Annotated in this window: 13 protein-coding genes; 10 read left to right on the top strand and 3 right to left on the bottom strand. The window is 57.6% G+C overall.

Going from position 1 to position 14,343, the window contains the following annotated elements; translation table 11 throughout:
* The first annotated feature begins 3 nt into the window (after positions 1–3).
* The gene (locus tag ACI512_RS20370; protein WP_236380652.1) at positions 4–1,242 is read left to right on the top strand and encodes an FAD-binding oxidoreductase; all 1,239 of its coding nucleotides are present in this window, start codon (positions 4–6) and stop codon (positions 1,240–1,242) included.
* Between the two features lie 172 nt (positions 1,243–1,414).
* Here the strand turns inward: ACI512_RS20370 and ACI512_RS20375 are convergent, their stop codons facing one another.
* Together ACI512_RS20375 and ACI512_RS20380 are read right to left on the bottom strand one after the other, a co-directional pair.
* Positions 1,415–2,395 carry a GlxA family transcriptional regulator gene (locus ACI512_RS20375; RefSeq protein WP_043205407.1) on the bottom strand — a complete coding sequence of 327 codons (981 nt, stop codon included), beginning with the start codon at positions 2,393–2,395 and terminating at the stop codon, positions 1,415–1,417.
* Between the two features lie 341 nt (positions 2,396–2,736).
* Positions 2,737–3,345 carry a LysE family translocator gene (locus ACI512_RS20380; RefSeq protein WP_236380654.1) on the bottom strand — a complete coding sequence of 203 codons (609 nt, stop codon included), beginning with the start codon at positions 3,343–3,345 and terminating at the stop codon, positions 2,737–2,739.
* A 728-nt stretch (positions 3,346–4,073) separates the two neighbouring features.
* Here ACI512_RS20380 and gcvA point away from each other — a divergent pair.
* From gcvA to ACI512_RS20400, 4 genes are all read left to right on the top strand, one after another.
* Positions 4,074–4,979, top strand: a complete 906-nt coding sequence (gene gcvA / locus ACI512_RS20385) for a transcriptional regulator GcvA (protein WP_236380658.1) — start codon at positions 4,074–4,076, stop codon at positions 4,977–4,979.
* A 76-nt stretch (positions 4,980–5,055) separates the two neighbouring features.
* The gene (locus ACI512_RS20390; protein ID WP_236380661.1) at positions 5,056–5,883 is read left to right on the top strand and encodes a DMT family transporter; all 828 of its coding nucleotides are present in this window, start codon (positions 5,056–5,058) and stop codon (positions 5,881–5,883) included.
* Positions 5,884–5,912: 29 nt separating this feature from the next.
* Entirely contained in the window at positions 5,913–6,674 is a 762-nt protein-coding gene (locus ACI512_RS20395) for an SDR family oxidoreductase (RefSeq protein ID WP_236380664.1), read from the top strand.
* Between the two features lie 42 nt (positions 6,675–6,716).
* Positions 6,717–6,962 carry a hypothetical protein gene (locus tag ACI512_RS20400; protein ID WP_236380666.1) on the top strand — a complete coding sequence of 82 codons (246 nt, stop codon included), beginning with the start codon at positions 6,717–6,719 and terminating at the stop codon, positions 6,960–6,962.
* Positions 6,963–7,120: 158 nt separating this feature from the next.
* Here the strand turns inward: ACI512_RS20400 and ACI512_RS20405 are convergent, their stop codons facing one another.
* Positions 7,121–7,711, bottom strand: coding sequence for a TetR/AcrR family transcriptional regulator (locus ACI512_RS20405; RefSeq protein ID WP_012724495.1), 591 nt, complete (start codon positions 7,709–7,711; stop codon positions 7,121–7,123).
* A 166-nt stretch (positions 7,712–7,877) separates the two neighbouring features.
* Here ACI512_RS20405 and ACI512_RS20410 point away from each other — a divergent pair, with 166 nt between their 5' ends.
* The 5 genes from ACI512_RS20410 (at position 7,878) to ACI512_RS20430 (ending at position 14,071) form a co-directional block, all read left to right on the top strand.
* Positions 7,878–8,978 (top strand): alkene reductase, encoded by a 1,101-nt coding sequence (locus tag ACI512_RS20410; protein WP_236380669.1) that lies wholly within the window; start codon positions 7,878–7,880, stop codon positions 8,976–8,978.
* Between the two features lie 52 nt (positions 8,979–9,030).
* The gene (locus ACI512_RS20415) at positions 9,031–9,819 is read left to right on the top strand and encodes an SDR family oxidoreductase (RefSeq protein WP_236380672.1); all 789 of its coding nucleotides are present in this window, start codon (positions 9,031–9,033) and stop codon (positions 9,817–9,819) included.
* A 308-nt stretch (positions 9,820–10,127) separates the two neighbouring features.
* Positions 10,128–11,126 (top strand): NADP-dependent oxidoreductase, encoded by a 999-nt coding sequence (locus ACI512_RS20420; protein WP_236380676.1) that lies wholly within the window; start codon positions 10,128–10,130, stop codon positions 11,124–11,126.
* A gap of 61 nt (positions 11,127–11,187) precedes the next feature.
* On the top strand, positions 11,188–12,000 hold the full coding sequence (locus ACI512_RS20425) for an oxidoreductase (protein WP_236380679.1): 813 nt from the start codon (positions 11,188–11,190) through the stop codon (positions 11,998–12,000).
* 679 nt (positions 12,001–12,679) lie between these two features.
* The gene (locus ACI512_RS20430) at positions 12,680–14,071 is read left to right on the top strand and encodes an RNA-binding domain-containing protein (protein ID WP_405121292.1); all 1,392 of its coding nucleotides are present in this window, start codon (positions 12,680–12,682) and stop codon (positions 14,069–14,071) included.
* Positions 14,072–14,343: the final 272 nt, after the last annotated feature.

Below are 14,343 nucleotides of genomic sequence, written 5' to 3' on the forward strand. Positions count from 1 at the left end.
GCGATGTCCGATCCCGATATCGTAGTGGTCGGCGCCGGTATTGTCGGCGTCGCCTGCGCGCTGCAACTGGCGCGCCTCGGTCGGCACGTGGTGGTGGTTGACCCGCAGGCACCCGGCAGGGGCGCCTCCTATGGCAACGCCGGGCACCTGGCCACCGAACAGGTGTTCCCGATTGCCGACGTGTCGATCCTCAAGCGCTTGCCCGGCATGCTGCTGGACCCCATGGGCCCGTTGCGCCTGGATTGGAAATACCTGCCTCGCGCCCTGCCCTGGTTCCTGCGCCTGCTGTGGAACCTGCGTCCGGCGAGCTATCAGCGCACGGTCGCGGGTATACGCACGCTCAATGAAGGCAGCCTGGGCGCCTGGCAGCGCTTGCTGCACAGCATCGGGCGCCCGCAGTTGCTGCGCGAGGATGGCTCGCTGTTGGTGTTTGAACAGGCCGACTCCCGCCCGGCCCTCGAGGCCCTGCAACGGCGCATGCAGCAACAGCAAGTGCCCGTGGTGTTCTGGTCTGGCGATGCCATTCGCCAGGCCGCGCCGCAACTGAGCGAGCACCTCCAGGGCGGGCTGTTTTTCCCCGGCACCGGGCACTTCATCGACCCTTACCACGTGGTGTGCGAACTGGTCCAGGCCGCCAAGGCCCAAGGCGTGCAATTCCTTCAGCGCGAGGTGAAGGACGCACGCCTTGAGGAACATGGCGTCTCACTGACCACCGATCAGGGCCCCTTGAGCGCCCGCCAGGTACTCATCGCCTGCGGTGCCCACTCGGCCAAACTCACCGCCGCGCTCACCGGCAAAAAAATCCCGCTGGACACAGAACGCGGCTACCACCTGATGCTGCCCCACGAGCAGCATCGCCTGCCATTCGCCGTCACCTCCCTGGAGCGAAAATTCATCATGACCCCCATGACCGACGGCCTGCGCCTGGCCGGCACCGTCGAATTCGCCGGCCTCGACCGCCCGCCGAACATGCAACGCGCCTGGCAACTGCATCGGCTGAGCAAGGGGTTGTTCCGCGATGATTTGAATACACGGGATGCCACCCCGTGGATGGGGTTTCGGCCGTCGTTACCGGATTCGCTGCCGATTATTGATCGGGTGTGTGAAGGGAGAGTGTTGCTTGCGTTTGGGCATCAGCATTTGGGGCTGACGCAGGCGGCGGTGACGGCGGAGATGGTGCGAGAGTTGGCGGGCAAGGATCAAGTGCAGTCACTCACGCCTTATCGTCTGGACCGATTCTGACAACAGCACACGCAGCCTATGTAGTGAGCGGGCTTGCCCCGCGCCGGGCTGCGCAGCGGCCCCAAAACCAGACGGTGAGGAGCACCTGACACACCGCGTTTTGTATTGATTGGGGCTGCTGCGCAGCCCAGCGCGGGGCAAGCCCGCTCACTACAGGAGGAGTCGAGTGCAATCACTTCACCAACCGCTTCTCCTTAGAGGGGCGATATCCGAAATACGAGCTATAGCACTTGCTGAAATGACTCGGCGAAACAAACCCGCACGCCACCAACACCTCCACCTGTGACAGCTCGGTGTGCTGCAACAGCCGCCGCGCTTCGGTCACGCGCAGTTCCATGTAGTAGCGCTGCGGTGTCGTGCCCAGTTGTTCCTTGAATAGGCGCTCCAGCTGGCGCCGGGAGCGGCCGGCGTAGACGGCCAGTTGGTCCAGTTCCAGGGGTTCTTCGAGGTTGGCGTCCATCAGCTTCACCACCTCACGCAGGGGCGCGCTGACGCTGACGTTTTCGGTGGGTTTGATCCGCCGGTAACGTGACTCTTCGAAAGCCAGGATGTCTTCGATGCCTTCGACCAGTGCCTTGTCGTGCAGCCCCTTGATCCAGTCCAACGCCATGTGGAACGCGCCGGAGGGGCTTGAAGCCGTGAGGCGGTCGCGGTCGATCACGTAGGGTTCGCTGGTAACGTGCGCAGCCTTGGACACTTCGGCCAGGGCTGGGCGGTGTTCAGGGTGGATGGCGCAGCGATAGCCTTGCAACAAACCGGCGCGGCCGAGGAACCAGGCGCCATTCCACAGACCGGCGAGGCCGATACCGTGCTCGGCGGCGGTACGCAGCAGGTGGATGAGGTCTTCACTGGCCTTGAGTTCAGTACGGAAACCGCCGCAGACCACCAACAGTTCCAGGTCTTGCAGGGCCGCCCCATCAAGGCGCGCGTCGGGGCGGATTACCAGGCCCAGGTCGCTGATGACTTCGCCATCGTCCAAACCGAAGGTGCGCGAGGCGAACAGTTCGGGGCGCAGCAGGTTGGCGGTGACCACCGTGTCGAGGGTCTGGGTAAATGCGGGCAAGGAGAAGTGTTCGAGCAACAGGAAGCCAACGCGAGTGACCGAGGCCGGCTGCTGGGTTTCATTGAGGTAGCGCAGGTTTTTGCCTTTCATGCCACCGCTGAATTGACGTCTTTCCATCGAGGGTTTGCCCACTCTTATTGTTGATGCAATGTGCACCATCTTAGGGGCAAACACGTGAGTTGTCTCAGGCGCTGATCTTGAGCAAACCACAACCACATAAAGCCCGCAGCAGAACAGTGGCAACGGCATCTGATACGGTTTTTTCTTCGCTATCTGCGTCTGTATCGAAACACTGTTTGGGCGGACAATAGCGACATTCCTACCCCCTTCCCTTCGGAGGCCTTATGACCAAGATGGCACTTTTCCTGTTCGGCTTTTTGGTGTTGACCATCGGCATCGGCCTGCTGGCGACCATCTCCCCCGTGTGACGCTCAACCGGCAAAAAACATCGGGTACAGCGACAGCACCAGCAGCCCCGCCATCGACACATTGAAGACCCTCAACCAGCGCGGCTCACGCAACACGTTGCGCAAGCCGCTGCCACACCCGACCCACACACACACGCTGGGCAAGTTGACCACCGCGAACACCAGTGCAATCACCAGCACATTGGTGACGTAGCCTTCGGCCGGCGTATAGGTGGTGATAGCGCCCAACGCCATGATCCAGGCCTTGGGGTTCACCCACTGGAACGCCGCCGCGCCGAGGAACGTCATCGGCTTGCCCTGCGCATCATCGCTGTCGGACATACCGCCCGCCGTCGCGATCTTCCACGCCAGGTACAACAGGTACGCCGCGCCGACGTAGCGCAACACCGTGTACGCCCATGGGAACAGCTTGAACACCTCGCCCAACCCCAGGCCCACCGAGATCACCAGCAGCATGAACCCTATACTGATCCCCAGCGCATGGGGCATCGACCGGCGGAACCCGAAGTTCACGCCAGAGGCGAGCAGCATGGTGTTATTGGGGCCTGGCGTGATCGAGGACACGAAGGCGAACAGTACAAAGGCTGACAACAGGCTGGTAGACATGAACATGACGCGGCATCCGAACACAGGTGATAGGCCTGTGACAGTAAAGGCTTATGGACCGCCCTGACCCGTACAGCCACAGTACGATTAAGGCATACACTTTTTTGCCAAAGCTTTCACAAACCTTTCACAGATGGGCGCCTATGGTAAATCCAGCTCCTAATGAACATCCTTTTAGCCCGCGCTCCCCACGCGGGCTTTTCTTTGCCTGGGATTTTTCACGCGGGGATAAACGCCTCTGCCCAAACTGCGATTGGCAGGCAAAAAAAAGGCAAGCCATTCACCATGGCTTGCCGCTATTTTTGCCTGTCCGTTAACGCGGACCGCCACCACCGCCTGGGCCACCTGGGCCACCGCCCTGACCATGTCCGCCACCATGACCACCACCGCCACCTCCCGGTGGCATGAATACCCAGCAGCCCGACAAGGTCGACAACAACGCGACAACCACAGCCGCCTTGGTTAGATAACTCAACTTCATGACCACACTCTCTTACTTGACGAGATTAACTTCTCGCTGGATAGGACAGTGCGAACCGAAAGGCGTCACGGCTATCGTGTAACGCGATGGTAGGGTTTGTATGCGTGACGGTACAACGTGAAGACCGCTCCAGGGTTACCTCAACCCTTTGCGCAGACCTGGCAACCGTGAGGTCGAGTCAAAGTACGCAAATCAATTACCATGAGCCTTCATTCATGGAAACGATTTCCACAAGACTCGCCGGGGCCGACCAATGAGAGACCTACCTCCAACCGCCACGCTGCGCGCTTTCGAAGTTGCCACCCGGCACGCGACCTTCACCTCGGCTTCAGAGGAGTTGCATGTAACCCAGAGCGCCGTCAGTCATCAGTTGAAGCACCTCGAAGACCTCTGGGGCCTGCAGCTGTTCCAGCGTGGCAAGTCGTTGCGGTTGACCCCCGCCGGTGCGGCCCTGGCGCCCATCGTGCGCGAGTTTTTCATGGACCTGGAGGCCACACTGTCTGACCTCAGGGAACAAAAAGGCAGGGTCCGGCTCAAGGTCAGCGCCACCTACTCCTTCGCCCTGAAATGGTTGCTCCCGAGGTTGCCGAGCTTGTCGCAACAGCATCCGGAGATTCTGATAACGCTGGAGACCAGCGACAAAGCAATCACGTTTTCCAGCGCAGATTCAGACGTGGCGATCCGCCTGGGCAACGGTAATTACCCCGGCCTGCACTCGGAGTTCATGCTCAGGGAGCAGATATTTCCGGTGGCCAGCCCTGACCTGCTCAACCGCTTTGGCACCCCGCAGGAGCCCGCCGAGCTGTTGCGTTACCCGCTGCTGACGCGCGACGGCGCAGACTTGGTGCCCAAGTGGGAAGCCTGGTTTGAACACGTCGGCGTCGGGAGTTGCGCGCTCAACGAAAGCGTCAGGTTTGCTGATACCAACATGACCATTGAGGCGGCATTACTGGGCCATGGCATTGCTTTGGCCCGTAGCGGCCACGTCGAAGCTGAAATCAACGACGGTCGCCTGGTGAGGCTGTTTGAGGTGCCGTTCGCTTCACCGGTCGCCTACTTTTTTGTCTGCCCCAAAGGGATCGAATCCCAGCCTCACATCATCAGTTTCCGTCACTGGCTGCTGGCCGAATCAATCCAAGCCCAGCAGCGCTATCGATAAAGCATGAATAATCACTCATGCCAGGATGAGCGGACTTCGCTTTCAGGCCCAGCCATAATGTTACTTAATATGGCGCATGCCTTTTCCTATCGTTCTACTCATCCTCTTCGCCGCGCTCCTGCATGCCAGCTGGAACGCGCTGTTGCGCGCCGGCAACGACCGGCTGTGGTCAATGACCGTGATGTGCCTGGCGGTGGCCGTCGCCAGCACGGTCATTGCCTTGTTCCTCACGCCGCCCGCCGCCGCCAGCTGGCCGTACGCGGTCCTGTCGGGCGTGTTGCACGTCGGTTACAACCTGTTCCTGGTGCGCAGCTACAAAGTCGGCGACCTTGGGAAAACCTACCCGATTGCCCGTGGTTCCTCGCCCATTCTGATCACCCTGTTCGCCTTCGCATTCGCCGACGAGACGGTCAGCGCAGGCGCGCTGATAGGCATCGTATTGGTGTCAGGCGGCATCATTTCACTGGCGTTCAAACAGCGCAGGCTGGCCGTCCCCAGCCTGCCTTACGCCTTGGGCACGGGCGTTTTCATTGCGGCCTACAGCGTGACGGACGGCATCGGCGCAAGGCTGTCCGACGCGCCGTTGGCCTATACCGCGTGGATGTGTGCGCTCTGGGGCATCATGATGCCCCTGGTTTACGTTGGCCTGCGCGGCACGCGCAGCCTGCTCACGCCGCGCCCAGGTTTCATCACGGCCTTCCTGGGTGGGCTGGTCTCCCTGCTGGCCTATGGCATCGTTATCTATGCCATGTCAGAGGCGCCGATGGGCGCCGTGTCGGCGTTGCGCGAAACCAGCGTAGTGTTCGCGGCGTTGATCGGTTATTACTTCCTGGGCGAGTCACTGACTGTCCGAAAAGTCCTCGCGTGCGTGGTCATTGCGACCGGCACGATCCTTATCGGCTGAACACTCAGCCCTCCTAAAAGGCGCAAGCAATGGATACTGTCTCTTCAGCCCCCCTCATTTTGATCACAGGCGGCAGCCGAGGTGTCGGCGCGGCAACGGCGCGGCTGGCGGCTGCGCAAGGCTACGATGTGGCAATCAGCTTCGTCAGCAACGAGGCCGCCGCCCTCGGCGTGGTGGCCGATGTGCAAGCATTGGGGCGACGCGCCCTGGCCATTCGCGCCGACAGTGCAGACCCAGAACAGGTCGCCCACCTGTTCGCCGCCATTGACGAGACGTTTGGACGTATCGACGTGCTGGTCAACAACGCCGCCATCATTGCGCCTCAATCGCGCTTCGAAGACCTCGACTTCGCCCGTATGCAACGCATTTTCGCAATCAATGCCATCGGCCCGATGCTGTGCGCACAGCACGCCGTGAAACGCATGTCGCTGCGCCACAACGGCAAGGGCGGCAGCGTAATCAACGTATCCTCGGGCGCCGCCCGGCTTGGCAGTCCGAACGAATATGTCGACTACGCCGCCTCCAAGGGTGCCCTGGAGACATTCACCATCGGGCTGTCCAAGGAAGTCGCGCGCGAAGGCATACGCGTCAACTGCGTACGCCCGGGGCACATCTACACCGACATGCACGCCAGCGGCGGCGAACCTGGCCGCGTGGATCGCGTCAAGGACAGCATTCCAATGGGCCGGGGCGGAGAACCCGAAGAAGTGGCGCGGGCCGTGCTTTGGCTGGCCAGTTCAGAGGCGTCGTTTATCACCGGGACCTTTCTGGATGTGACTGGGGGGAAGTAACCTGTAACACGGGTGTCGGAAAGAGATTGATGGGGGGAATAGATGGACGATTTGATACAAGGGCTCGATGGGCCCAGGACTGCACAGCAGGAATTGTTCTACGACCTGGAAGATGCGGCGGCGGTGATTGGGTGGTCGGTGGTTGAATTGACGGCGATGGCGGGTAGCGACAGAACGCCGGATGAGGCCGTGGCGTTGATGAAAATATGCGCGTTGTTGGCCGTGCAGCAGAAAAAAATGAAGGCTTATGCGAGTGAGGTTAAGGAACAACGGATCGTGAGAGCGTAAAGCGGATGGATTTACTTTCAGGAGAGTCGACACCCTCACCTGCTTGCGCTCGTGCTTAGAAAAAATCTGGCAATCAATAAGTAAACGTATAACCCCTGACCATTAAACCCCATAGACGCTAGCTATGGGGTTTCCATGAGTGGTGGTCCGCTATCGACTCAGTCAGCGCCTTTCTGCATACCCAACGGCAACGACGCCACGATCTCAGCACGGCACGTTTCGAGTATTTCATCCGCCAGAGCAGAGTCATCCGGGCACGCCCGCGACAACATCACTGCGCCGATTGCATGCGCCAGCAGGTCGATCATTTTTGCGCGAACGTCTTGCTTCGTCGTATCCGGACCCGCCGGGTAATTTTCCTCGAGTGCTGCGAGGGTGCTCTCTACGCCGCTGGCGAAGGTCGCCTTTAACTCATCTGACTGGCGAGCAGCATCGCCACACAGCGCCGCCATGGTGCACCCGCCGCTCCTGCCGTCTCTGTGCTCGCGCGACACATACATGTTGACGAACCCCGTAACGTCGAGGTGGCAGGTATTGGCCAGGGATTGCGAAAGGCTGTTTTCAGCGGCCTCGGCCATCAAGTCTGCTTTGGAACCGAAGTGTTTGTAGAACCCTCCCTGGGTAAAACCGGCAGTCGCCATCAGCTCTGCCACCCCGACGCCATCGTAGCCACGCTCACGAAACAGCGCTGACGCCGTCTCCACAATATGAGCCCGGTTGGCGATGGATTGCGTTTTGGTGATCTTCATTTTGCGCTCCTGTGCCTCCTGAACAATGGCCTGACTATACTCTGATGTCGGTCATAATCAAAAATATTGACATCTTTGATTATGATCGACATCATAAATCCCGTACTGCAAGCCTCTGCCACTGCGGCGCAGGTCGCCGTCATTGATCAACGAGTATGGAATCGATATGAACGACAAGACCTTGTTTGAACCCTACACGCTCGGCTCACTGACGCTTTCCAACAGAATCGTAATGGCACCGCTGACGCGGAACCGTGCGGGCGCGGGCTTTGTTCCGAGCGAGCACGCTGCGACCTATTACAGCCAGAGAGCCTCTGCAGGCCTGTTGATTTCCGAGGCCACGCAGATCTCACAGCAGGGCCAGGGTTATCAAGACACCCCCGGGATTTATACGCAGGCACAGATAGACGGATGGCGTTCTGTCACAGAAGCCGTTCACGCGAAGGGCGGACGTATTTTCCTGCAACTGTGGCATGTGGGGCGTGTGTCCCATACCGACCTTCAGGAAAATGGCACAGCACCGGTGGCGCCCTCTGCGCTCCGTGCAGCGACGAAGGTGTTCGTCAACCATCGTTTCGTGGATGTTTCTGAACCTCGGGCGCTCGACATCAGCGAACTGCCCGGCATCGTGGGCGACTTTCGTCGCGCCGCGTTAAACGCAATTGCGGCTGGTTTTGATGGTGTAGAAATCCATGGTGCGAACGGCTATTTACTTGACCAGTTCCTCAAGGACGGCGCGAATGTGCGCACGGATGCCTACGGTGGCTCGGTTGAAAATCGTGCGCGCTTGTTGCTGGAGGTTGCGGCGGCGGTAGTGAGCGAAATCGGTGCTGAGCGCACGGGCATCCGCCTATCGCCAGTGTCGCCGGCCAATGGGGTGTCCAGCACCGACCCGCAAACCCAATTCGATTACCTCGTCGATCAACTCAACGCCCTCGGCCTGGCTTACCTGCATGTGGTCGAAGGTGCCACTGGCGGGCCTCGCGACGTGGCGCCCTTCGACTTCGGCGCCTTACGCCAACGCTTCAATAACACCTACATCGCCAACAATGGCTACGACCTGAACCTGGCCACGTCGACACTGACTGAAGACAAAGCCGACCTCATTGCCTTCGGCCGTCCGTTCATTGGCAACCCTGATTTGGTAGAGCGACTCCAGACCGATACGGCTTTATCCGCCTTTGACCCGGCCACCCTGTATGGCGGCGGCGCCGCGGGCTACATCGACTACCCGCCACTGACTGAAAGCGGCCAACGCCACCCCTGAACGTCACCTTTGCGAACGTTCCCGCCCTACATCCACAACAGAGAATCAAGCCATGAGCCTCCCTAACACCGTCCTCATCACCGGCGCCTCGACGGGCATCGGCGCCACCTATGCCGAGCGCTTCGCGCAACGCGGCCACGACCTCATCCTGGTCGCCCGCGACAAAAATCGACTGGAGGCGCTGGCAGCGCAACTGCGCGATAAACACAAGGTCGCCATCGAGGTACTTCAGGCTGACTTGACCCACAGCAGCGACCTGGCGGCTGTCGAAACGCGCCTGCGCGAGGATGCCAGCATTGGCATCCTGGTAAACAATGCGGGTGCCGCGCAATCCGGCAGCTTTATCGAACAGTCCACCGACAGCGTTGCTCAACTGGTGACGCTCAACACGACCGCGCTGGTGCGGCTGGCCAGCGCCATCGCCCCTCGCCTGGCCCAGGTCGGGGACGGCGCGATTATCAACATAGGTTCAGTGGTGGGCCTGGCGCCGGAGTTCGGCATGACGGTCTACGGCGCGACCAAGGCCTTTGTACTGTTTCTATCCCAAGGCATGAGCCTGGAATTGACGCCCAAAGGCGTCTACGTGCAAGCCGTCTTGCCAGCCGCCACGCGTACCGAGATCTGGGAACGTGCAGGCATCGACATCAATACCCTGACTGACGTGATGGAGGTCGGCGATCTGGTCGATGCGGCGCTGGTGGGTTTTGATCGTCGCGAGCCCGTGACGATTCCTCCCTTGCAGGATGCCGCCCGCTGGGATGCCTTGCAGGCTGCACGTCAGGGTTTACTGGCGCAGATTCGACAATCCGATGTCGCCGAGCGATACACCGCCACTGCATAAATACGACCCATATCAAGGGGCTGCCATGCCTAATGCCAGTCGTTTAAGGGTGAGCACCGTACCTGTGGCGAGGGAGCTTGCTCCCGCTGGGTCGCGAAGCGGCCCCAGCTGTTGGTTTCAAAAGACTGGGACTGCTGCGCAGTCCAGCGGGAGCAAGCTCCCTCGCCACGGGTTACTTTTCGCTCTTGCAGCTTCTTAGCTGACTGGCATTAGGCTGCCATGCCCCTTTTTCATACCAAATCTTGACGCGGATCCCTGAATAACAGAGGCGGTCAAGTTCCATTGAACGCCATGAGAGCTGAATCAAAATGAAGGCATTCTCGATCGACCGTTACGGCAAAAAGAATGGACGCATCAGCGAAATGCCCGCCCCTGAAGTGGGCGCCCATGACGTGCTTGTTCAGGTGCATGCCACAAGCGTCAACCTGCTCGACGCGAAGATCAGGACGGGCGAATTCAAACTGATCCTGCCGTACTCATTCCCGCTGATATTGGGTAATGACCTGGCGGGGGTGGTGGTCCGCGTAGGAGCCTCCGTGCGGCGCTTCAAGCCGGGTGATGAGGTGTACGCACGCCCTCCTCAGGCGCGCATAGGCACCTTCGCGGAACTGATTGCGGTAGATGAAAACGCACTGGCATTGAAACCTGAAAACCTCAGCATGGAAGAGGCCGCCGCCCTCCCGCTGGTTGCGTTGACGGCGTGGCAAGTGCTGGTTGACAGCGCCAGGCTGAAACAGGGTCAGAAGGTCTTCATCCAGGCGGGCTCCGGCGGCGTAGGCAGCGTCGCCATCCAGCTCGCCAAGCATCTGGGTGCCTTTGTCGCGACGACCACCAGCACAGCTAACGTGGAGTGGGTCAAGGCACTCGGGGCAGACGTCGTGATTGACTACAAGACGCAAAAGTTTGAACAAGTTCTCCAGGATTACGACGTCGTAATAAACAGCCTGGGCGCGGATGAACTGGAAAAATCGCTGAGCATTCTGAAGCCGGGAGGCCAACTGATATCCATCTCCGGGCCACCGACGCCGGCGTTTGCCCAAGCGCAAAAGTTGCCCTGGGTACTGGGCCTGGTGATGCGTCTGTTGAGCAGCGGTATCCGCAGGAAAGCGCGAAACAAGAAAGTCAGTTATGCGTTCGTATTTATGCGTGCCAGTGGCGCGCAGCTGGACAAGATAACGGCGCTGGTTGAGTCCGGCAGTATCAAACCGGTGATCGACCGCACATTTACCTTCGACTCGACCGCCGACGCCTTGAGCTATGTCGAACAAGGAAGATCCAAGGGCAAAGTCGTCATAAAAGTCAAATAACTATCGCCTCCTCTTCGTCCACGAAAGACGTTTTGATTGAGCCGCACACTTGGAGCAGCAAATGAGTACATCTTCCGAAAGAACCGCGATCGTGACCGGCGCCTCATCGGGCATTGGTCGCGCGACCGCTGAGGCGCTGGTACGGGCGGGATACACGGTGTTCGGCACGAGCCGCAAGGCCACCGACACGCCAACCCAGGTGACCATGCTCGTCTGTGATGTGACCGATGACGACGCTGTCAGCGCCCTCGTTTCCACTGTACTTGCGCGGACCGGGCGGATCGACCTTCTGGTCAACAATGCTGGCGTCGGCCTGCTGGGTGGCGCGGAAGAGTTCTCGATCTCGCAGGTGCAGGCACTGTTCGACGTCAACCTGTTCGGCGTAATCCGCATGACCCATGCGGTATTACCGTCAATGCGGGCAAAGGGCCAGGGACGCATCATCAATATCGGATCGATCTTGGGGTTAGTGCCCGCGCCCTACTCCGCTCATTACTCAGCGGTCAAACACGCGCTCGAGGGCTATTCGGAATCCCTTGATCACGAGGTGCGCGCCTTCAATATCCGAGTCTCGATTATCGAGCCGGCATTCGTAAGAACCGTCTTCGATCAGAACAGCATAGAACCGGACTCACCGCTGAAGGAGTACGACCAGGCGCGCGCCGGGTTCAAGGCGCTGCTGGCCGATGTGATGCCCAACGCCGATCGTCCAGAAGTCGTAGCGACGGTAGTCGTAGAAGCGGCGAGCGATATTCACCCCAAGCTTCGCTACACGGCCGGGAAGGCAGCGAAACAAATCAGCCTGCTGCGCCGCTTCGCTCCCGCCGGGGTGTTTGATAAGAGCTTGCGCAAGCAATTCCGGTTGCCGGTTTGAATCCTGGGTCTCATGACGCACCTGCGAAACCTGTGTAGTCGAGGCAGCCGACGCCCTTGCTAGTACATTTCGCCCTCCGCCAAGGCGCAAGGTACGGCAGCGCTTCTCAAATCCCAGGCAATATAGAGCCCCGTAGATCATTGACCTACTGGGTTTTAAGAGTGGAGGCAGAGGTCGGAATCGAACCAGCGTAGCCGGATTTGCAATCCAAAGGTGAGAGGAGTGTTGGGCAAGGACTGGCGGGTACTTGGTGTACCAAAACCACAGCCATGTCGCTAGGCCACAGACCGCCCCCCCTCAGGAAGGTTACGCTTGGAGTTTTGGGACTGTTTTTGGGCCTTGTCGCCATGCTTGCAAGGTGTCTAGAAAACCCGGGGCGATTCAGTACGATAGGCAGAAAACGGCCAAAAGCAGACGCTTATATTCGGGCTGGATTCGACCATAGTAGACATTCGATGCAGCGAATAGAGCGAGTTCCGGTCACAGAATTCTAACCTCCACTGGGACATTGCGACTCTTGGCAGTAAAGCTCTGCGGATGAACAGTTGCACCTCACCCAGAGGCCGAATTTTTCTTCACGATCGTGAATTCCCAAGCGCGATGTCTTTTTGATATCATGAAGGTCACTCGAATTCGAGCTTTATGAAAGTATAAAAGTCAAAACTAAAAGGGATTTTATATGCTGCGGGAAATTGACGATGTAGAAGCTATTTTTTATTGCACGGAAGATGAGGGTGACTTTTTTGATAGAAAAGCTTTCGCAATACAGCCTGCAAAAATACAGAAAATTGTAGTAGCGTTTGCTAACTCCGACGGTGGAGACGTTCTTATCGGTATCGCAGATGAAAAAACCGATGCTAATCCACTTAAACGTTGGGTCGGAGCTGACTCGCGCGAAGCTTTCAATCAACACATAGAGTCAATAGTATCTCTAAATCCTTCTGTGGATTTTAGATTTACTTTCCTGAAACGAAAATCCATGTCCAGAGCTTACGTTCTTAAAGTCACTGTAAATAAGGGACTAAAAGTTCACGAGACAGCGGATAAAATAGTTTATGTAAGAAAGGGGGCGCAATCACTTCCAGTTAAGGGCAGCATTAAGCTGATGGAGTTAGCGCACGCTAAAGGCACCATTTCCGCTGAGGACATGGATGTGGTGACCGCCAAAGTAGACGATATCGAAAAGAGCGCCGCGCTATCAGGTTACCTATATCAGTTACCGGTAACAAACAAGGATCCTTTAGACTTTTTATTGCAAGAGCATCTTATCCATGACGATTCCTGGATTCCAAAAGCATCATCGGTTCTTTTATTTGCTGACAACCCTTCTTCGATGATGGCGCACCAGTGTGCAATTAGAATTGTTAGGTACGACACAAGGGAGGATGAAATTGATCGGGATGCTTTGACCTCGGATAACGTTAGCGTAGAGGCCTCGCTCTATCAGCAAATATTGCAATCTTTCGAGATTATTAAGGGATTTCTTCAAAAGTGTTTTGCTTGGACGCTTGAGGGATATCAGCCAATATCGTTTCCCGACGAAACCATTTGGGAAATTCTGGTAAACTCGGTTATTCACCGAGACTACTCCATATCTGACAATGTTCTAGTCAGTATATTTAATAACAGGATTGAATTTAAAAGTCCTGGTCGGCTGCCAGGGCTGGTAACTGTCGACAATATTCTTGACAATCGCTCATCAAGAAACCCTAAAATTGTACGCTTGCTGTCTAAGTATAGCGCCATGCCAAACAAAGACTTAGGTGAGGGTATGAATACTGCCTTCCAGAAAATGAATGGATGGGGATTAGTTAATCCCGTAGTTCAAGAGTCTGGAAATTACGTTGTGGTAACTCTGTATTACAGAACCAACAAGCCAGTCGAAGAGTTGGTATTAGGCTTCATCGATAATCACGGTTCGATCAGCAATGCTCAACTACGCGATCTCGCCGGCATTCTATCTTCAGAGCAAGCAACGTCCGTGTTTTCTGGAATGCGGGAGAAAAGCCTCATTCAGCGGCTAGATGGATCAACGGGTACTAAAGTTCGTTGGATTCGCCATATTTCATAGTTATATTTACCCTCGGCTTGCCCTGTATGAAGTACCAGAGAACAAGGCTATCTGGCAGCGTCGTGGTGCTATGCAAATACCATCGTTACCACGTTTCGTCACTAGCTGTATGAAGTGTGCTCCCACTTGGATCTTAATGCCACCATCCGCGTGATAGGGTTGCTAGGCATAGAGTTCACTATATAGGCGAGGATCGAGAGTGATTACTTCGAACTCCCTACTTATTCTTCTATGGTATGGGGCATACGATACATAGGCAAGAAATTTTGCGA

This window comes from Pseudomonas petroselini (assembly GCF_045037875.1).
GTDB lineage: Bacteria > Pseudomonadota > Gammaproteobacteria > Pseudomonadales > Pseudomonadaceae > Aquipseudomonas > Aquipseudomonas petroselini.